This window comes from Anabaena sp. FACHB-83 (assembly GCF_014697485.1).
In the GTDB taxonomy this organism is placed as follows: domain Bacteria; phylum Cyanobacteriota; class Cyanobacteriia; order Cyanobacteriales; family Nostocaceae; genus Nostoc_B.
This window is the reverse complement of the sequence record NZ_JACJRY010000003.1, coordinates 69821-88657: the sequence shown is the minus strand read 5'-3', so window position 1 is coordinate 88657 and position 18837 is coordinate 69821. Positions and strand designations below refer to the sequence as shown.

Below are 18837 nucleotides of genomic sequence, written 5' to 3'. Positions count from 1 at the left end.
ACTAATTTTCCATCAACATCAAACGCAGAGGGTCTAAACACACGTACCAAGGGAAAGGTTTGTCTTTGATATTCACCCATTTCTCTTTGAAGACCTCTGCTTGTAGGTGATAGTCTTGCAGATTATTAGGGGCGGTGTGTAGTTTTAAAAATAATGTCATCCTATGGGGTGTTTCGCTGGTTCGCACTAACCAACAGGGAAAGGTATTAACGGGAGATTCATCTGCGGAAAAGATAAGTTGATGAGCGCGAATCCCGATGTGAGAGAGTTCATCAGGAATTGGTTGAACAACTTGCAAATGACAACCCCAATCTAGGGCTTGGATTGTTTGTGTTCCTTGAACAGCAGCACGAGAAAAGTTTTTACAGCCAGTTAATTTAGCTACGCTCACACTAGCAGGATGCTCGAAAATTTCATATTTGGAACCGTGATGTACTGCTTGACCTTGTTCCAAGACTAATAAATTTGGACAAACGCGGTAAGCTTCATCCATGTTATGGGTGACAAATAAAGCTACACCTTGGTAATCGGCTAGAGTTTCGGTCATCTGTTGTTCTAGTTGACTCCGCAGATGAGTATCGAGGGCGGAAAATGGCTCATCGAGAAGTAATGCTTCTGGTTGACTGGCTAAGGCTCTGGCTAAGGCGACCCGTTGTTGTTGACCACCGGAAAGTTGATGGGGATAGCGATCGCCCAATCCAGGTAACTGCATTGCTACTAGTTGTGCTTCGATTTGCAGTCGGACACTTGACGCAGATAATCCCTTGGGTAAGCCAAAAGCGATGTTTTCCGCCACTGTCATATTCGGGAACAGAGCATAATTTTGGACTAAAAAACCAATGCGGCGATCGCGGCTAGGTACATTAACGCCTTTTTCAGAATCAAATAACACCCTACCATTCAAAATTATCCGCCCTCTAGTTGGGGTTTCAATTCCTGCAATGCAACGCAGAATCATACTTTTACCTGCGCCGGAACCACCCAACAAGCCTAGTGGTTGTTCGTTGGTACTAAAGGAAACTTGCAAATGAAAACTGGGTAATTTTTTTTCAATGTCTACAAACAGACCGATTTCGGAAGTTGGCGCAGACACAACATAAGATTGAGCCACTCGTCTTTCTGATTTTCTTGTTCCTGTTTCCTTGTGTCTTCCCTTTTCTTTGACTTCTTGCCAAAAATTTACCGCAATAATCCCCGACAGGGAAATTACCATAATTGCGATCGCCCAAAACCAAGCTTCATCCATTGCGCCTGCTTCCACAGCAAAATAAATTGCCATTGGAATCGTTTGGGTTTGTCCAGGAATATTCCCCGCCAACATTAAGGTTGCGCCGAATTCACCCAAAGCACGGGCAAAAGCCAAGGTTGTCGCGGCTAAAATTCCCGGTAAGGCTAAAGGTAAACTAATTCGCCAAAAAATTCTCGATTCACTTGCACCCAGGGTTCTCGCCACCCGCAGCAGATTACCATCAATTTGTTCAAAAGCTCCCAGGGCTGTTTTATACATTAATGGAAAAGCAACCACCGTCGCTGCGATCGCTGCACCATACCAAGTAAAAACAATCGTGAAATCAAAAGGTTCCATGAATTTCCCCACAGGCCCATTCTTGCCAAAAAATAACAGCAATAAAAAGCCGACAACTGTGGGTGGTAAAATTAGCGGCGCAACAAAAATACTCTCAATTAAAGATTTAGCCTTACCACGATAACTGAGCATCCAATAAGCCGCCGCAATGCCCACAAAAAAAGTGATAAATGTTGCCAATAATGCAGTTTTTAGCGATATCCAAAGCGGTGATAAATCCTGTGGCATAGTTTATATAATCAAATATTTTCAACTTTTCCCAAGAGATAATGACAAAAAATATAGGGATACGGTTTGATTCCTGAATCTAGTTGTGTAAGCAGGAAATAGGGAATGGGGAGTAGGGAGTAGGGAGTAGGAAAGACGGCTGATCTGGGTGTACTGATTTTTTTCATAAATCAAATATGAGTCCTATAGCACACAATATTTTCTTATTTGATGTATTCCAAATATTGCATCTTGTTGATGAGCGAAGTCGAACAATGGTTAGTGAGCGAAGTCGAACAATGGTTAGTGAGCGAAGTCGAACAACGGTTAGTTATCGCCATCGAACCAAGATTGGTGAGCGAAGTCGAACCAACCTCTAAAATCAACCTCCAGCCCACACAAAACCCTGATTTTCAAATACATTTTTAGCTTCATTATTACTAGATAAAAACTGCTCAAATTCTTTAGCAGCATCAATGTTTTTACTACTTTTAATCACTGCAATGGGATAAACTATAGGAGAATGACTATTTTCAGGTGCAGTAGTTACCACTTTAACTTTTGAACTACTTTTTGCATCGGAAAAATAAACTAACCCAGCATCAACATTACCGGATTCTACATAATTTAAAGCTTGGCGTACATCTTTAGCGTAAACAACCTTACCTTTAAGTTTGTCAGCAATTTTTAACGAAGTCAAAACTTGTTGAGCATATTGTCCCGCAGGGACACTTTTTGGTTCACCCAAAGCAACTTTCTTAATTTGATTTGAAGTTAAATCTTTAAAATCTGATATATTTGTCGAGTTTTGTGGGGCAATTAATACTAGTTGATTTTTTAGTAAATCCTTCTTAGTACCATCAACTAACAAACCCTTTTTATCCAGTGCATCTATTTGTTTATTTGCGGCGGAGATAAAAACATCAACTTTTGCACCTTGTTCAATTTGCTGCTGTAAAGCACCCGATGAACCAAAGTTATAGGTTAGGTTCACGCTTGGTTTTGCCTGATTGTAAATTGGTTTGATGGCTTCAAGTGCATCTTTGAGACTAGCTGCGGCTGAAATAGTTAAAGTGGTGGTTTGGGCTTTTGGACTAGTAGTTGTGGCTGAGTTGGGTGTATTTGCTTGATTACAACCAATAACTAATAGACAAGCGAAGAATAACCAACAACTAAAAGCTAAAATGCGTTTAAAACTCATTGCCAGTTTTTAATTCATCTAATTACCAACCTAACACGAGAAAAGTTGGTAAGTAACAGTAAATTATTTAAATACACGAAAATCTGGAATTTCTGTAACGAAGAGTTCCAAATCTTAACCTATTACTCTGAATGATTACATCTGTTCAGATTCCCGACTTCTGGGATCTAGCGGCTCAAAACTTTACTATAGCTAGGTTGCAAATAAAAAGCCCCCGGTGTTTACCAGGGGTATCTATCTCTATCAGCATCAACCTATTCCTACATAAAAGAGAATCGCACTTATCAGGGTTTATTGCATCCGCATTCATGTAATAATTGCATATTTTGAATTGAATTTTTGCATAACAATATCAGGTATGGGCTGTAAAAGTTTTTCACACCTACACCCTGACACCCTCAAACCCCTAAACCCTTGATTTTTCATCTCACTGCGTTATTCATTTTCAAGAAAAAGGCTTAACGTTTTGTTAAGCCTTAAAATGTCCTAGTGCTTAAGCAGACATCCGTGATTAATGTAGAAATATTAGCTTGACAGTTCATCTCTCTAAAGGAAGTCATTTTTACTTACAGAAAAAACTTGAGAAAAATTACACATCGCGTTAAGCTTCCTAAGCGTAACTGCACGCTGTGACATCAGGCGATGACAAATCAAAACTCCCACGAAATTCCTTCTTGTACTTGGAACCGTCCCATCGGGTTAGGTTGGGATAAACCTTATACCGTCCGCTATGCCAGTAATCTTGACGATGGCCCTTGGCATGGAATGCCTTTGGGTGGTTTTGGTGCAGGCTGCATTGGGCGTTCGTCGAGGGGAGATTTTAACCTGTGGCACATCGATGGCGGTGAACATATCTTTAAAAATGTGCCGTCTTGTCAATTCAGTGTGTTTGAGTCCAATGGCACAACTTCTCAAGTTTATGCTTTATCGACTCAATCACCGGAAGATGGTAGTCTCCAGACTTGGCAATGGTACCCAGCGAGTAGTGAGTCAACTTCCACCGGGACTTATCATGCTTTATACCCACGCAGTTGGTTTGTGTATGAAAATGTCTTTCAAGCAGAATTAACTTGTGAGCAGTTTTCGCCGATTTGGGCAGATAATTATCAAGAAACTAGCTATCCGGTGGCGGTGTTTTTGTGGAAGGCGCATAACCCCAGCAATGTACCAATTACTCTCAGCATTATGTTGACTTGGGAAAATATGGCGGGCTGGTTTACTAATGCGTTGAAGTCGCCGGAAGTCAAGATACGCGATGATGGTAGCCCAGTTTATGAATATCAGCCGCGCTGGGGCGAAAGTCAGGGCAATTACAATCAATTAGTGGAAAATTCGCAATACTTTGGTTGTGTTTTCGGAAGGGTTGGAATTACGGAACCTGTGCAGGAAGGTGACGGGAGTTGGTGTATTGCAACGGTGAAACATCCGCAAGTGGAAGTTTTTCACCACAGTAAATGGCATCCTGGAGGTACAGGTGAGGAGGTATGGCAAAGCTTTGCTAGTGATGGTTCTTTGCCTAACTATCTAGATACCAATCCGGCGGTAGAAAATCAACAGTTAGGAAGTGCGATCGCAGTTCGCTTTACTCTCCAACCAGGAGAAACTTTAGAAATTCCTTTTGTGTTGGCTTGGGATTTACCAGTGACGGAATTTGCGGCGGGAGTGAATTATTACCGCAGATATACAGATTTCTTTGGTAAAAATGGCAATCATGCTTGGGAAATTGCGACTACTGCTTTAGACAATTATCAAACATGGCGATCGCAAATTCAAAGTTGGCAAGCACCAATTCTCAACCGCGAAGATTTGCCAGATTGGTTCAAAATGGCGTTATTTAACGAATTATACGACTTAACTAGTGGTGGTACTCTCTGGAGTGCAGCTTCAGAACTCGACCCTATCGGCCAATTTGCCGTGCTGGAATGTTTAGATTACCGTTGGTATGAAAGTTTAGATGTGCGGTTGTATGGTTCCTTTGGCTTGCTGTTGCTGTTCCCCGAATTAGAAAAGTCGGTGATGCGGGCTTTTGCTAGGGCAATTCCTCAAAGTGATGACCATCAGAGGATTATTGGCTATTACTATACCATTGGTGCAGATACGACAACTGCCACCCGTAAAGTTGCAGGTGCAACACCCCACGATTTAGGCGCACCTAATGAACATGTTTGGGAGAAGACGAATTACACCTGTTATCAAGACTGTAATTTGTGGAAAGATTTAAGCTCTGATTTTGTTTTGCAAGTTTACCGCGATTATTTGCTGACTGGTGCTGATGATGTAGAGTTTTTGGCAGATTGTTGGGATGCAATTGTCCAAACTCTCGATTATCTGAAAACTTTCGACAAAGATGGCGATGGTATTCCAGAAAATTCTGGCGCACCAGACCAAACTTTTGATGATTGGCGGTTACAGGGCGTGAGTGCTTATTGTGGCGGGTTGTGGTTGGCGGCTTTGGAAGCAGCGATCGCAATTAGTGATATTTTAATAACGAACCGCCAAGGCGCAGAGGGCGCGGAGAAAGAGAAGCAAAAGTTTATTTATGAGGGTTGGTTAGCGCAATCTCGTCCTATCTATGAGGAAAAGTTGTGGAATGGACAATATTATCGGTTAGATAGTGGCAGTGGTTCTGCTGTGGTGATGGCAGATCAATTATGTGGACAATTTTATGCCAGATTATTAGAGTTACCAGATATTGTACCGAGCGATCGCGCCCTTTCTGCCCTGAAGACTGTTTATGATGCTTGTTTCTTGAAATTCCAAAATGGTGAATTTGGTGCGGCGAATGGTGTACTTCCCGATGGTTCCCCAGAAAACCCCAAAGCCACCCATCCTTTAGAAGTGTGGACAGGAATCAATTTTGGACTAGCGGCTTTTCTCGTGCAGATGGGAATGCAGGATGAAGCTTTACGAGTCACACAAGCTGTTGTGCAGCAAATTTACAACAACGGCTTGCAATTCCGCACCCCAGAAGCCATTACCGCCGCCGGGACTTTCCGCGCTAGTACTTATCTTCGTGCAATGGCAATTTGGGGTATTTATTTAGTGATGAGTAAATAGACATCTGGTGAACATCAATGTAGAGACTTTATACAGCAAATTCGATGTTTATGAGGTACAAAAAATGATTGAAAAAAGTCAGGAATTACGCAGAATCATGAAAAAAGGAACCGCAAAGGGCGCAAAGGACACGAAGTTAATAGGATTCGAGAGTGTTTTTGCGTAAGTCCTAAAAGTAATGAGTAATGAGTAATGAGTCATAAATTTACTTATAGCGTTTCTTATTCTAGTGAAGTACAAGCAAGCCCTAATTAAACGCAGATGGACGCAGATAAATTTGTACCTCAGCAGACTAGGAAAGGCTATATTACTCATTACTCATTACTTAATACTCATGCTGTATCTCACTTACTTCAAAAGTGATGTATATAACGTCTCTACATTAGTGAAATCTTGACTTGGTTAAAATCAACATATTGAGAAGTTGAAATATGACTAAAATATTACAACCAGGACAAAGTTACACTTTTAGTAATTACTTCCAAATGTCCTTTCCAGTAGAAGATATATTAAAAGAGCTTGACTACAATTATACTAGTCAAAAATTAGACTTACCTGTTGTCGAGAATCTTCCCAGTAGCTTTGAGCAGTTAAATACAACTATCAACAGAAATCTACGGCTGACTAGTTTGTTGACAGAGGATGCTAGAAAACAAGCGGCGATCGCTCCGATATTATTCGAGGTGTGCGATTATTATCAAACTAAGCTGAACATTGAGTATCCGGTGAATGCCGGTGAATATTTAAAAGGCACATTAGATTATTACATCAAAAACAGCAAAGAATTGTTAGTGGTGGAAGCTAAAAACGCTGACTTGACTAGGGGTTTTACTCAACTAGCTGTAGAGTTGATAGCATTGGCAAAAATTAATGAGTCGGAATCAACCAAGATTTATGGTGCGGTAACAATTGGTAATATCTGGAAATTTGGTTTTCTAGAGCAGCAAGAGAAGTTAATTTATGAGGATTTGAATTTTTACATAGTACCAGATCAACTAGAAATATTGTTCAAGATATTACTAGGGTTGCTGGGTACACCTGTTGTAGAATAACAACAATATAAAACAAAAGAAGACACGAAATCTCGTGTCTCTAGATAAGATTTGCTTTGCTGAATTATTTAAGTTTCCAGCACTTCTCGCAACAGAGAAGCCAATTTATCCGCACTATCAGGAACTGCGATCGCTTTGGCATTTTCCCTCATTTTGGTTAACTCGGCGGGATTTTGCAATAACTCTAAAACTTGAGTTTGCAATTTTTCGGCGGTTAACTCTGATTGTTTATCTGTAATTGCTGCGCCAGCTTTAGTAAATACCTCGGCGTTGTAAGATTGATGATCTTCCGCCGCAAAGGGGTAAGGGATCAAAATTGCAGGTGTACCACACACGGCTAATTCTGTTAAGCTACCAGCACCAGAACGACTAATTGCTAAAGTTGCACGTCGCAACAGCGCCGCCATATTGTCATAAAAGGGTAACTCTATATATTGCGAATGTTTAAAAATCCCGGCATCGGGATCGCGATCGCCTGTTAAATGCACAATATAAGCACCAGTATCTAACCAAGCACTCGCCGCTTGACGGACGAATTTATTTACAGCCACTGCGCCTTGACTACCCCCAAAAACCACAATTAACGGTGCATTCTCAGGAATATTTAAATCGAGCGGGGGAACTGCTGCTGCTAAAAATTGCGATCGCACTGGTGTACCAACACAAACATTTTTCGCTTTGGGTAAATACTTAGCAGCCGCTTCAAACCCCAGCGCCATTGCATCGCACCAAGGGCCAAAAAACCTTGTTACTTTTCCTGGTAAAGCGTTAGATTCGTGAAAAACTACAGGTAAACCCAAAGAACGCGCCGCAATTACCGCAGGCCCCGCAATATAACCGCCTGTAGTAAACACCCCTTGAAATTTCCCCTGTTTGAGAATTCGTCGAACTTCTATAATCGAACCAGTGAGTTTACCCAAAATCTTTAGAGATGCAAGTCCGAACCCTTGCTGGAACCCTTCAACTTCAATAATATTCAAGGGATACTGTTTGGGAACAAGTTGCGTTTCTAGTCGATTCGGCACACCCAACCATTCAATTTCATAGTTTGGCAGTTTTTCTGCCAGTGCGATCGCCGGAAACAAATGTCCACCAGTCCCACTGGCAGCTATGAGTAATCTTATCGGTGCGTTTGTCATCAAACCTCTACCGTTTAGCGCCTAGCTTAACTAAGATAAAACAATTTCCCGACCTTCATGAATAAAATCAGTAAACTGTTACCAATGACTAACATTATTCCTATATTCCGCAAACGCCAACCCCGATTTTTAACTCCAAGTTGGCTGTTATTATCGCTACTCACACTTGGTTTAACTAGCAGTTTACACAGTGTGCAAGCCGCTACTCCCCAAGCTGCACCAGCAGAACTAAATAATTTACTAACGCAAATTGATACAGCCGCTAGTAAAGGCAATGCTCAAGCCGTACTTCAATTCTATAGTCCCAATTTTACCAATGGAGATGGCTTAAACCGTACAAACTTGGAAAAAGCCCTGGTGACTCTTTGGAAACAATACCCCCAATTACGCTACACCACAAAGCTGCAATCTTGGAAATCAGAAGGTAATGCCATTATTGCCGAAACTGTTACTAACATTTCTAGCGCCCCATCCACTAACGCTAATAATTTGGCGTTAAATGCCACAATTACATCCCGTCAAAGAATTGCAGGCGGCAAAATTGTCAGTCAAGACATCTTAGGCGAACGGACTCTGATTACTAGAGGTAATCAGCCACCCCAACTTGATGTTAAATTACCCCAGCAGGTAAAAGTTGGGCAGCAGTATAGTTTTGATGCCATTGTGAAAGAACCATTGGGAGAAGATTTTCTGCTAGGAGCAGCCACGGAAGAACCAGTCAAAATCGAAAAATATCTCAACCCCGCACCTTTAGATTTGCAATTACTCACATCCGGCGGCATTTTTAAGGTTGGACGCGCACCTGCTACACCCGGTAATCAATGGGTTTCCGCCGTGGTTGTTCGCGGTGAAGGAATCACAATGGTAAGTCAGCGTTTAAGAGTAGTGAAATGAAGTCGGAGATTTGAAGCACATACTATACAAACAAACCCCGTATTTCGGCAATCGCAATGACCGCCTGCGCGGTTTGTAGATCCTCCTGTTGGTGAGCGCAGTCGAACCACCAACTCCTTTCATCTTCACCTTGGTCAATAGTTCAGAATTATTGGACAATTAACACTGGACTATTGACTATTGACTAACAATGATTTCCCTACAAAATCAAATTGTGTTAATTACTGGCGCAAGCAGTGGAATTGGTACTGCTTGTGCCAAAGTTTTTGCAGGTGCTGGTGCAAAGTTGATTTTAGCGGCGCGACGGCTAGAACGTTTGCAGCAGTTAGCAGACAGTTTAAATCAAGAATTTGGTACAGCCACTCATTTATTACAGCTAGATGTGCGCGATCGCCCTGCGGTAGAATCAGCAATCAATAATCTGCCTGCTGAATGGTCGAATATAGATATTCTCATCAACAATGCCGGTTTGAGTCGCAGTTTAGATAAGTTGCACGAAGGCGACTTTCAAGACTGGGAAGAAATGATTGATACCAATATCAAAGGTTTGCTTTACCTCACCCGCTACGTCGTTCCCGGAATGGTCAGCCGTGGTCGTGGTCATATCGTCAATCTTGGTTCCATCGCCGGACATCAAACTTACCCTGGTGGTAATGTTTACTGTGCAACAAAAGCTGCTGTTAAAGCCATTTCCGAAGGTTTAAAACAAGACTTGTTAGGTACTCCAGTCCGCGTCACTTCTGTTGATCCTGGGATGGTAGAAACAGAATTTAGTGAAGTGCGGTTTCATGGCGACACAGAACGCGCCAAGCGAGTTTATCAAGGCGTAAATCCCTTAACGGCTGATGATATTGCTGATGTGATATTTTTCTGCACCACGCGATCGCCCCACGTTAACATTAACGAAGTCATCCTTATGCCAGTAAATCAAGCCAGCGCCACTCTCGTTCATCGTCATAATTAGTACTGTCTTAATATACGTAAACAATTATTAGATAGGACTTACGCACCAAGATTGTCTGTGGAGGTTGGGTATAGGGGTGAAAGGGTATGGGGTGTAAGAGTTTTAGATACATACACCCCTATACCCCTACACCCTTAATATTTCGTCTTACTGCGTAAGTCCTAAATTCTTATGTACCACTTGTGAATAATATTCCTAACATTGTCTAATAAAAAAGGGATGATTTATTCATCCCTTTCTATAACTAACTTTATCTACACCCATAACAATTAGAAAACTCGGAAAATAAACGGATAACGGAAAGGCTCATCAGGATTACTGAAACAGTGTAAAAGTGCAACAATTGTTAATCCCCAGTGTAATAAAAAGCCAAAAGCGACAACGGGAAAAAACAAAATTCCACCAATACCAAAAGTCAGCCAAGATAAAACAGCAATGGGTACACCAACTACAGTTGCCCAAAACCAAACATTGAAGTGAAAATTAATTGATTCCTTAGCGTTACTTTTAACAACTGGGTCATCCGAGATAATGTTAATAACAATCGGCACACCAACTGAAAACAACGCCGTACTAAAAAAAATCGCCCCATGACACAGAGATGATAGCAACTTGCGCTTATCAGAATCGTATGAAACTTGCATCCTGCAAGGCTCCTCAATTTGTTTCTTGTCTTTTATTCTAAAGGCTATTTGTTAAGCATTGTATGGTAGTTTACCGTACTCAGTAAGTTATCGACTATTTCTTAACTATTGATTAACTTTGCTACTACTTATTAAATTATGAATAATGGTGTTTACCGTACCTTGAGGTTAAAAGTTTCTTTCGTTAATTTATCCATAACTGAAATAAGTTGAATAATAAACTCAAGCGTCTCAATCCCAGGACTGATTGACTATGTATCAAACTGACCCACCCCGCCCTCCCAAAGAATTCTTACCCACGATGTATGATCTCAAAAGTGAAGATCCAGAGGAACCTGGTTTGCCAGATCAGTTTCATTTATTACAACCACGCTTGTTAGACGAAACATTTCGTCCGCCAAATTACCCCAGCGACCAAGTATTTACCGCTAGTGACTTAAACTTATATTACGATTTGCATCATCCACTGTGGTACAAGCGACCAGATTGGTTTGCAGTTGTGGGTGGTTCGCGGCTTTACGAACAAAGAGATTTGCGTTTAAGTTATGTGGTTTGGCAAGAGGGAGTAAACCCCTTTATTGTGATTGAATTGCTGTCTCCTGGTACAGAAAAAGAAGATTTAGGTCAAACCTTGCGAGACATAGAACAACCGCCTACAAAATGGCAAGTTTATGAACAAGTTTTGCGAATTCCTTATTACGCAATTTTCGATCGCTACAAATATGAGTTAAAAATCTTTAAATTAAATGGTGGTCATTATACTGAAGTAGCTTTAACAGAACCACGCTTTTGGATACCAGAATTAGAATTAGGCTTGGCTATATGGCAAGGTTGCTATCAAAGTGCTGAACAGCCTTGGTTACGTTGGTATGATCATCGAGGCAATTGGGTATTGACTCCGACTGAACAAGAAAGTCAACAAGTACAATACGAAAGACAACGCGCCGAACAGGAACGACAAAAAACAGAAAGATTAATTGCACAATTGCGATCGCTTGGCGTTGAACCTGATTTAGACTGATGAATGTTAAATCATGCACTCATCAATGCTCAAGGGAGAAATTTTCCTGAAAACTGGCACTTTATGGACAAGTGTCAAAGAAACTACGTTACATGCTCTCAAATGTGGGGCTTTGCTTTCTATTCCCACAGAATTTGAATTTGTTGAGCAAGATGGCGTTAACTTTCTAGTCCGAATTTTATTGAACCTAACCCGCAAAGACGCAGCCAAGAAACAGCAAGATAAACAAACTAATGCTGGTAAGGATTTCAACCCTTTTCTTCCCTATGAACAAGATTTATTTGTGGCGGAAATTTCCGATACTCATGTCTGTATTTTGAACAAATTCAACGTTGTTGACTATCATCTACTCCTCATTACCCGCGCTTTTGAAGAACAAGAAAGCCTACTCACCCCGGAAGATTTTGCGGCTTTATTGGCGTGTTTAGCTGACTTTGATGGTTTAGCTTTTTACAACAGTGGTAAAATCGCAGGTGCTAGTCAGCGACACAAACATTTACAGATAGTACCTTTGCCACTCGCTCCTGCTGGAGTGCAGATACCTATTCAACCATTACTAGCGTCAGCAGAATTGAAAGATGGTGTGGGAAAAATATCGCAACTACCATTTGTTAATGCTTTTGCCACTTTAGATCCTAATTGGGTGGAATCTCCGTTAACTTCAGCAGAAGCTATGTCGCAGGTATATCACAATTTGTTAAGTGCTGTGGGGATAGAAATAGTTGATAGTCAAACACCATCTGCGGCTTACAACTTACTAGCAACTAAAGAATGGATGTTAATCTTACCGCGATCGCAAGAAAAATACCAATCAATTTCTGTTAACTCATTAGGATTCGCTGGTGCTTTACTAGTACGAAATGAACAAGAAATGCAACTCCTCAAAAACACAGGCCCAATGAACATCTTGAAAGAAGTGGCTGTCCAAGAATCAATAGTCAATACTAATTTAAGTACTAAAAATCACTTTACCGTTTTGGACAGCTAATAATTTCACGCGCAGAGGCCCGGCTGTGTATGTATCTTCGGCGGCGATCGCTTTAATATCTAAAGGCTGATCATATTGTCTTAGCTGGTTAATAAAGCGCAAAAATGTGCCATCTACTTGCACGCCTTCTACAATGCCGGCATTTCTGGCGCGAAACTGGGAAGCCGAAATCAGCAAATCTAATCTTTGCCGTAACTGATAAGATGTCATGGTTTTGGGGTCGGCGCTAGTACTGGCTAACACCTCTCCTCCCGCAAAGACTAAGACATTACGTGCGGCATCTGCAAAAAATTCTATCTGTTTTTCGCCCCGGACGTAATTACCTGCGGAGAAAATTCGCACGACATACTCCCTACCATCACTAATTTGTCTAATCAACTGCTCAACTCTTTCGGGAGTGACGCGCAATATTTGGGTATTTTCTGGCGTTGCACTCGGTTCAGTTAATTGAAAGATGGCATTTTGGTTAGCATCGCCTAAAAGTTGCAACACCGCCTGACGCGCCGCCGAGGCTTGACTGACTTGAATTACTGCACCAGCTAAAACTTGACCACGCACTAACGCCAACTTGCCTAAACGCAGGTCTTGATAAGACTGATAATATTTTTCGAGTCTGGCTACTTCTTGTTCTAAATAATCCTGTTGTCTTTCTAATTCTTTGAGGCGAGCTTCTCTGGTTGCAATTACCTGTTCTCTGGCAGTAATTTCTAAATTGCGATTTTGAATGAGTTTATCTAATTGGGCGATTTTGCGATCGCGCTGTTCAATAATTTCTTGACGATTGGCGAGTTCCTGATCTCGTTTGGAAATAGCTGTTTTCGCTTCATCAATCGCCTTTTTCGCTTCTGCGTACAATCTTTGTTGTTCTGCCTTTAATTGTCCTACCGCTACTTGTAAGGCTTTTCTTTGGTTATAAACGTTTTCTAATTCTGACCGCGCTTGCTGATATTGAGTTGCAACTTGATTCAAACGCCCTTGAGTGCTTTGTAATTGCCCTTGGATCTTTGCTTGGCGGCTTAGAGTTTGGTTAAGTTTTGCTTGGGTTTCCCGTTGTTTTGCATTTGCCGCTTGCAAAGATTTATTAATTCTTTGTAAGTCTTGTTGCGCTTGGGTTTGTTCTTTTCTGGCTTGACTTAATTCTGTTTCGACTTGGCTTTTTTGGGCTTCTGCGGTTTTGAGTTGTTCCCGCTTGTTTCGCAAGTCTTTTTGAATATCTTCTAATTCAAAGACTCCCTTACGCAAGCCTTCATCCGCAGCAAACAAAATGCCCAAAGTTGATGCAGAAATCAAGCCACCAGTAAAAATCGTCACCACCACCGCCGTATTTTTGGGACGAAGCTTAAAGAGTGAGAGGCGAGCTTTGCCAACCCGTGTGCCAATGCGATCGCCCACAGTGGCTATTACGCCTCCCAAAATTAAAATTGCTGCAATGAGGATGTACCCGGTGGTCATCTTCAGCTACCGAAATGGTTCCAGATACAGCCTACTACTTTCGACCATTGTCTGTGGAGGGTTGGAAATTGGCAATAGCGAAGATTTATCAATTTATGATTTGCCTCCAGCTATGGGTATTATCTGCAAAAACACCAGACTTGCCAACTTCATTACCTCCAATTGCTTTGAACAACCAACAATGCCAGAGTCAGAAAGCCCAAATGCAGAATGAATCAAGGTTTGATTCTGACTTCTGACTTCTGTTTTAAGTGAACTGCCTACTTAAGCTAACAGGTTTATGCACAGTAATCTTCTTTTTATGAATAGAAATCATTTTCTTTTCGCGTAAATCACCAAGTAACCTAGTGACTGTGACGCGAGTCGAACCAATTGCTTCTGCGATCGCTTGATGAGATAGCTTCAGATCAATTGTGATTCCATCTGCACAAGGAACACCAAAATCACGACAAAGAATTAATAAAAAACTCACCAATCTAGAACCCATATCCCGGTGAGCGAGAGTTTCAATCATCATCTCTGTCTGTAAAATCCGCGAAGATAGACCCCGCAGCATTAACATAGACAATTCTGGATTTTCCTTGAGTGCTTGCTCTACTTGTTCGATTGGTGCTGATAGCAATTCTACAGGTGTAAATGCAACAGCATGGTAAAACCGATCTGACTTATTTCCAGTCAGCAAAGACAAAACACCAAAAACACTATTTTCCCGTAACAGTGCTACCGTTATTTCTTCTCCTGCTTCGTATACCCTGGAAAGTTTTACAGCACCCTTAAGAAGAAAATAAACTCGTTCAGCAGGATCGCCCGGAAAAAAGATCGTTTTGTTTCTTTCAAACGTTTCCACCACTGGCGGAAACGCCCCAGTTGCCATCTGACGAAAAACATTTGCTAGGGCTTTATCTTGTGTCACGATCATCTCCCTTCCCCTACCCAATGCCGGAAAAACAAATAAACTGATTACCTAAGAATACACCTGAAAAATCAATAAATCACCGTCAACCTTTCTGTACTTTCCTATACTCAAAAGCCGAACTTCAGACTTATTTGTTCATAATGATACATAATTTTTCACCTTTTTAGCTAGTAGTTGTTATAAGTACTTACAAACTCCTATTCATCAGGTTTTTTGCTAAAAAATTCATTATATCTTGAGAATATCTTCAGGAATAGCAGACAATTTTTATGCAGCAAACACACCAATTGAATTAAAGAAAAATTCAGATAGCAGAATTGAAGACGCAAAATTAGTCAATGGAGAAAAACACTCACCACTTAATTTGCTGTGTTGTTTGTCGATTCATCCACTAGCCTCACAGAATTTCACCCTCAATTCAGGCTTCTGGTTTCTTGATTCTGGCCTGTGAAACATGATTTTGATAAATCAAGAAAAACAGGCCTCAGTTTCTAGTATCCTCCTAAGAGGATGTCTGAAAAAGTCCCAGGTGATACACTCAGCAGTTGAAGTATCCTCAATTCCCCTAGAAAATTTAGACTTCTGGCTGTAATTGCCTTTGAAACAGAAAAGTGAACACAGCCACACAGCAGTCAAAAACAGTGATTAGGGGGAGCAAAACCCGAATTTCTCACGTATGGGTAGGGGATGTGGGGAGTGTGGGGAGTGTGGGGGGAAAGATTTCTTCACCATCCTCCCACTCCCACATCCCTGGATTTCTCTCTTGTGAGAAATCCAGGAAAAATCTTTGATACTGCTCAGACATCTTTTATCATGATTGATCCTGTTAATAATTTCTATGCTGAATCTGACTGGAAAAAACGCCCTCGTTACAGGTATTGCCAATAATCGCTCCATCGCTTGGGGTATCGCCCAACAACTGCACGCAGCAGGGGCGAACTTAGGTATTACTTACCTCCCCGATGAACGTGGCAAGATGGAGAAAAAAGTTGCGGAATTGGTAGAACCTCTGAATCCCAGCTTATTTGTTCCCTGTAATGTTCAAAATGATGAACAGATTCACTCTACCTTTGAAGCGGTGCAAGAAAAGTGGGGTAGATTAGATATCCTCATCCACTGTTTAGCTTTTGCAAATAAAGATGATTTGACTGGAGGCTTTAGCCAAACCTCCCGTTCGGGTTTCAATACAGCTTTAGAAATTAGTACCTATTCCCTAGTCCAGTTAAGTGGCGCAGCGAAACCGTTAATGACCGAAGGCGGTAGCATTGTCACCTTGACATATTTGGGTGGCGTGCGAGCTGTGCCGAATTACAACGTGATGGGAGTTGCCAAAGCAGGTTTAGAAGCAAGCGTGCGTTATCTTGCAGCAGAACTCGGCCCGCAAAATATTCGGGTTAATGCTATTTCGGCTGGGCCAATTCGGACTTTGGCTTCTTCGGCTGTTGGGGGAATTTTAGATATGATTCACCATGTAGAAGAGGTAGCGCCTTTACGACGTACTGTAACTCAACAAGAAGTGGGTAATACTGCGGCCTTTTTGTGCAGTGACTTAGCCAGTGGTATTACCGGGCAAGTGCTGTACGTGGATGCAGGATATGAAATTATGGGAATGTAATAAGATTTGGGGAGTAGTGAGTGGGGAGTGTGGGGAGAGAGGGGAGTGTGGGGGGAAAGATTTCTTCACCATCCTCCCACACCTCCCACCCCCCTGGATTTCTCTCTTGTGAGAAATCCAGGTTTATTCCCAACTCCCCACTCCCAACTCCCAACTCCCTCAATTAACTATGCAAATCAGCGATACTTCTCACAAAGACTCAATTCTGCACCAAGTTAACTTAACCACGGCGCGTATTGCTTCGGTTCACCGTGTGACTGGTGAAACTGATGTGCAAGTAACTGTCAATTTAGATGGGACAGGAAAATGTCATGCTGCAACGGGTATTCCATTTTTAGACCACATGTTGCATCAAATTTCCTCTCACGGTTTGATTGATTTAGATGTCCAAGCCAAAGGAGACTGGGAAATTGATGATCATCACACTAATGAAGATGTTGGGATTACTTTAGGTCAAGCTTTGCATCAAGCGTTGGGTGATAGAAAAGGAATAGTTCGTTTTGGTAATTTTTTAGCACCATTAGATGAAGCATTGATTCAGGTGGCGTTAGATTTTTCGGGACGGCCTCATCTCAGTTATGGTTTAGAAATTCCTACCCAAAGGGTTGGTACTTATGACACTCAGCTAGTGAGGGAATTTTTTGTTGCATTGGTGAATCATAGCCAAATGACCTTACACATTCGTCAATTAGATGGTATTAATTCCCATCACATTATTGAAGCAACATTTAAGGCTTTTGCTAGAGCTATGCGAATGGCTACAGAAGTTGATCCCCGTCGCGCTGGGACAATTCCTAGTTCTAAAGGTGTTTTATAAAAAAGGCACAGAAAAGTCAAAAGTAAAAAACCAAAAATCAAAAGTACTCTTGATCTTTGACTTTTAACTTTTGCCTTTTGACTTACCGCTACAAGGTTGAGGCAGGAGGTAAATATTATTACTCTACCTGCCATTTGTGCTTTTGAAATGTCCTACCTTATGCCTAGACTGCTATATTTAGATGTGTTTCCAGGCTAGACAGCTACTTATTTGATTCTGACTCCTGGATTCTAACTTCTAACTTCTTCAAGCAGATTGAAACTGACATAATAACAAACCAAACCACTGATTTGTATCAGTCCATGTTTGAACCGGAACTAAACCACGGCTTTGGAGTTGTTGTTTAATGGTGTTCAGGTTAAATTTGCGCGAGATTTCGGTCAAGATAGTTTCGCCTGTGGCAAAGTTAACGGTGAGGTTGAGAGATTTTAATTGCACAGTTTGCGATCGCATACTCCGCAAGTGCATTTCAATTTGATTTGCGGTTTCATTATAAAATGCCCAATGTTCAAATTGTGTGGTATCAAAATTGCCTTCAAATCTGCGATTTAAATGCTCCAGCATATTGATGTTAAATGCTGCTGTCACACCTTGGCGATCGTTATAAGCTGGTTCCAAAATTTCTTTTGGTTTTTGTAAATCGACTCCCAGTAAAAAATATTCACCTACTTGCAGTGCATTGGTAATTTGCGAAAAGAAAGCATCACACTCTTGGGTTGTCATATTTCCCAAAGAACTACCAATAAAACCAATCATCCTACTTGGTGACTGTTTTGGTGGGAGTTGTGCTAAAGCCATTTCATAAGTTCCCGCCAATGCGTAAACTTGCAGTGAGGGATATTCTTCGAGTAACTTTCTCGCGCTATTTTCCAACATTCCCGCGCTTATATCTATTGGCAAATAGCACTGAAGCCCCCCTAACTTTTGATAAGCATCCAGCAAAATTCGGGTTTTGGTCGAACTCCCACTACCCAGTTCTACTAATTCACAAGCACCTGTGATTTGAGCAATTTCATCTGCATACTGTTGCAAAATTGCTGTTTCTGTGCGAGTTACGTAATATTCGGGCAATTCACAGATTTGTTCAAATAAATCAGAGCCTTGGTCATCATACAAGTAGTATGGAGGTAAATATTTGGGGTTGTGCGTTAATCCCTTGACTACATCACGTCCTGCTGTTGATGTGACTACTTTTGTGGCTTCTACCAAACGCTGTATTTGCAAACGTTCTTCTAGGCTGGTTAGAGAAGTAACTTTGCTGTTGACAGCTTGAGATATTGTCATT

The 18837-nt window shown here is 41.4% G+C and carries 17 protein-coding genes; 10 read left to right on the top strand and 7 right to left on the bottom strand.

Annotated features, from left to right (window positions below):
• Position 1 precedes the first annotated feature (1 nt).
• A complete protein-coding gene (gene modB / locus H6G79_RS04535) occupies positions 2-1813 on the bottom strand; it encodes a molybdate ABC transporter permease subunit (protein ID WP_190590718.1) in 1812 nt (603 codons plus the stop codon).
• A 237-nt stretch (positions 1814-2050) separates the two neighbouring features.
• Here modB and H6G79_RS04530 point away from each other — a divergent pair, with 237 nt between their 5' ends.
• Positions 2051-2221 carry a hypothetical protein gene (locus H6G79_RS04530; protein ID WP_190590717.1) on the top strand — a complete coding sequence of 57 codons (171 nt, stop codon included), beginning with the start codon at positions 2051-2053 and terminating at the stop codon, positions 2219-2221.
• Here H6G79_RS04530 and modA read toward each other — a convergent pair.
• On the bottom strand, positions 2175-2993 hold the full coding sequence (modA, locus tag H6G79_RS04525) for a molybdate ABC transporter substrate-binding protein (RefSeq protein ID WP_190590716.1): 819 nt from the start codon (positions 2991-2993) through the stop codon (positions 2175-2177). The two genes, H6G79_RS04530 and modA, sit on opposite strands and share 47 nt — an antisense overlap.
• Positions 2994-3635: 642 nt before the next feature.
• On the opposite strand from modA, the gene H6G79_RS04520 reads away from it, so the two are divergent.
• Entirely contained in the window at positions 3636-6050 is a 2415-nt protein-coding gene (locus H6G79_RS04520) for a GH116 family glycosyl hydrolase (protein ID WP_190590715.1), read from the top strand.
• 431 nt (positions 6051-6481) lie between these two features.
• Positions 6482-7102, top strand: coding sequence for a hypothetical protein (locus H6G79_RS04515; protein ID WP_190590714.1), 621 nt, complete (start codon positions 6482-6484; stop codon positions 7100-7102).
• A 68-nt stretch (positions 7103-7170) separates the two neighbouring features.
• Here H6G79_RS04515 and murG read toward each other — a convergent pair whose 3' ends face one another.
• Positions 7171-8241, bottom strand: a complete 1071-nt coding sequence (gene murG / locus H6G79_RS04510; RefSeq protein WP_190590713.1) for an undecaprenyldiphospho-muramoylpentapeptide beta-N-acetylglucosaminyltransferase — start codon at positions 8239-8241, stop codon at positions 7171-7173.
• An 84-nt stretch (positions 8242-8325) separates the two neighbouring features.
• Here murG and H6G79_RS04505 point away from each other — a divergent pair, with 84 nt between their 5' ends.
• Positions 8326-9135, top strand: coding sequence for a nuclear transport factor 2 family protein (locus H6G79_RS04505; protein WP_190590712.1), 810 nt, complete (start codon positions 8326-8328; stop codon positions 9133-9135).
• Between the two features lie 190 nt (positions 9136-9325).
• Positions 9326-10099, top strand: coding sequence for an SDR family oxidoreductase (locus tag H6G79_RS04500; RefSeq protein WP_190590711.1), 774 nt, complete (start codon positions 9326-9328; stop codon positions 10097-10099).
• Positions 10100-10368: 269 nt separating this feature from the next.
• Here H6G79_RS04500 and H6G79_RS04495 read toward each other — a convergent pair whose 3' ends face one another.
• Entirely contained in the window at positions 10369-10743 is a 375-nt protein-coding gene (locus H6G79_RS04495) for a DUF4870 domain-containing protein (RefSeq protein ID WP_190590710.1), read from the bottom strand.
• A 253-nt stretch (positions 10744-10996) separates the two neighbouring features.
• Here H6G79_RS04495 and H6G79_RS04490 point away from each other — a divergent pair, with 253 nt between their 5' ends.
• Both H6G79_RS04490 and H6G79_RS04485 read left to right on the top strand, forming a co-directional pair.
• Positions 10997-11764 carry a Uma2 family endonuclease gene (locus H6G79_RS04490; RefSeq protein WP_190590709.1) on the top strand — a complete coding sequence of 256 codons (768 nt, stop codon included), beginning with the start codon at positions 10997-10999 and terminating at the stop codon, positions 11762-11764.
• Positions 11765-11789: 25 nt separating this feature from the next.
• On the top strand, positions 11790-12752 hold the full coding sequence (locus H6G79_RS04485) for a phosphorylase (RefSeq protein ID WP_190590727.1): 963 nt from the start codon (positions 11790-11792) through the stop codon (positions 12750-12752).
• Here H6G79_RS04485 and H6G79_RS04480 read toward each other — a convergent pair.
• Complete coding sequence (locus H6G79_RS04480) at positions 12714-14204, bottom strand: DUF3084 domain-containing protein (protein ID WP_190590708.1); 1491 nt, start codon at positions 14202-14204, stop codon at positions 12714-12716. The two genes, H6G79_RS04485 and H6G79_RS04480, sit on opposite strands and share 39 nt — an antisense overlap.
• A gap of 14 nt (positions 14205-14218) precedes the next feature.
• Here H6G79_RS04480 and H6G79_RS04475 point away from each other — a divergent pair, with 14 nt between their 5' ends.
• Entirely contained in the window at positions 14219-14443 is a 225-nt protein-coding gene (locus H6G79_RS04475; protein WP_206757507.1) for a hypothetical protein, read from the top strand.
• An 8-nt stretch (positions 14444-14451) separates the two neighbouring features.
• Here the strand turns inward: H6G79_RS04475 and ntcA are convergent, their stop codons facing one another.
• Positions 14452-15123: a global nitrogen regulator NtcA gene (gene ntcA, locus H6G79_RS04470; RefSeq protein ID WP_015113299.1), complete on the bottom strand. Its 672-nt coding sequence runs from the start codon at positions 15121-15123 to the stop codon at positions 14452-14454.
• A gap of 835 nt (positions 15124-15958) precedes the next feature.
• Here ntcA and fabI point away from each other — a divergent pair.
• Positions 15959-16735, top strand: coding sequence for an enoyl-ACP reductase FabI (fabI, locus tag H6G79_RS04465; RefSeq protein ID WP_190590706.1), 777 nt, complete (start codon positions 15959-15961; stop codon positions 16733-16735).
• A 169-nt stretch (positions 16736-16904) separates the two neighbouring features.
• Positions 16905-17552: an imidazoleglycerol-phosphate dehydratase HisB gene (gene hisB, locus H6G79_RS04460; RefSeq protein ID WP_190590705.1), complete on the top strand. Its 648-nt coding sequence runs from the start codon at positions 16905-16907 to the stop codon at positions 17550-17552.
• A gap of 246 nt (positions 17553-17798) precedes the next feature.
• On the opposite strand, the gene egtD is transcribed toward hisB, so the two are convergent.
• Positions 17799-18836, bottom strand: a complete 1038-nt coding sequence (gene egtD / locus H6G79_RS04455) for an L-histidine N(alpha)-methyltransferase (RefSeq protein WP_190590704.1) — start codon at positions 18834-18836, stop codon at positions 17799-17801.
• Position 18837: the final 1 nt, after the last annotated feature.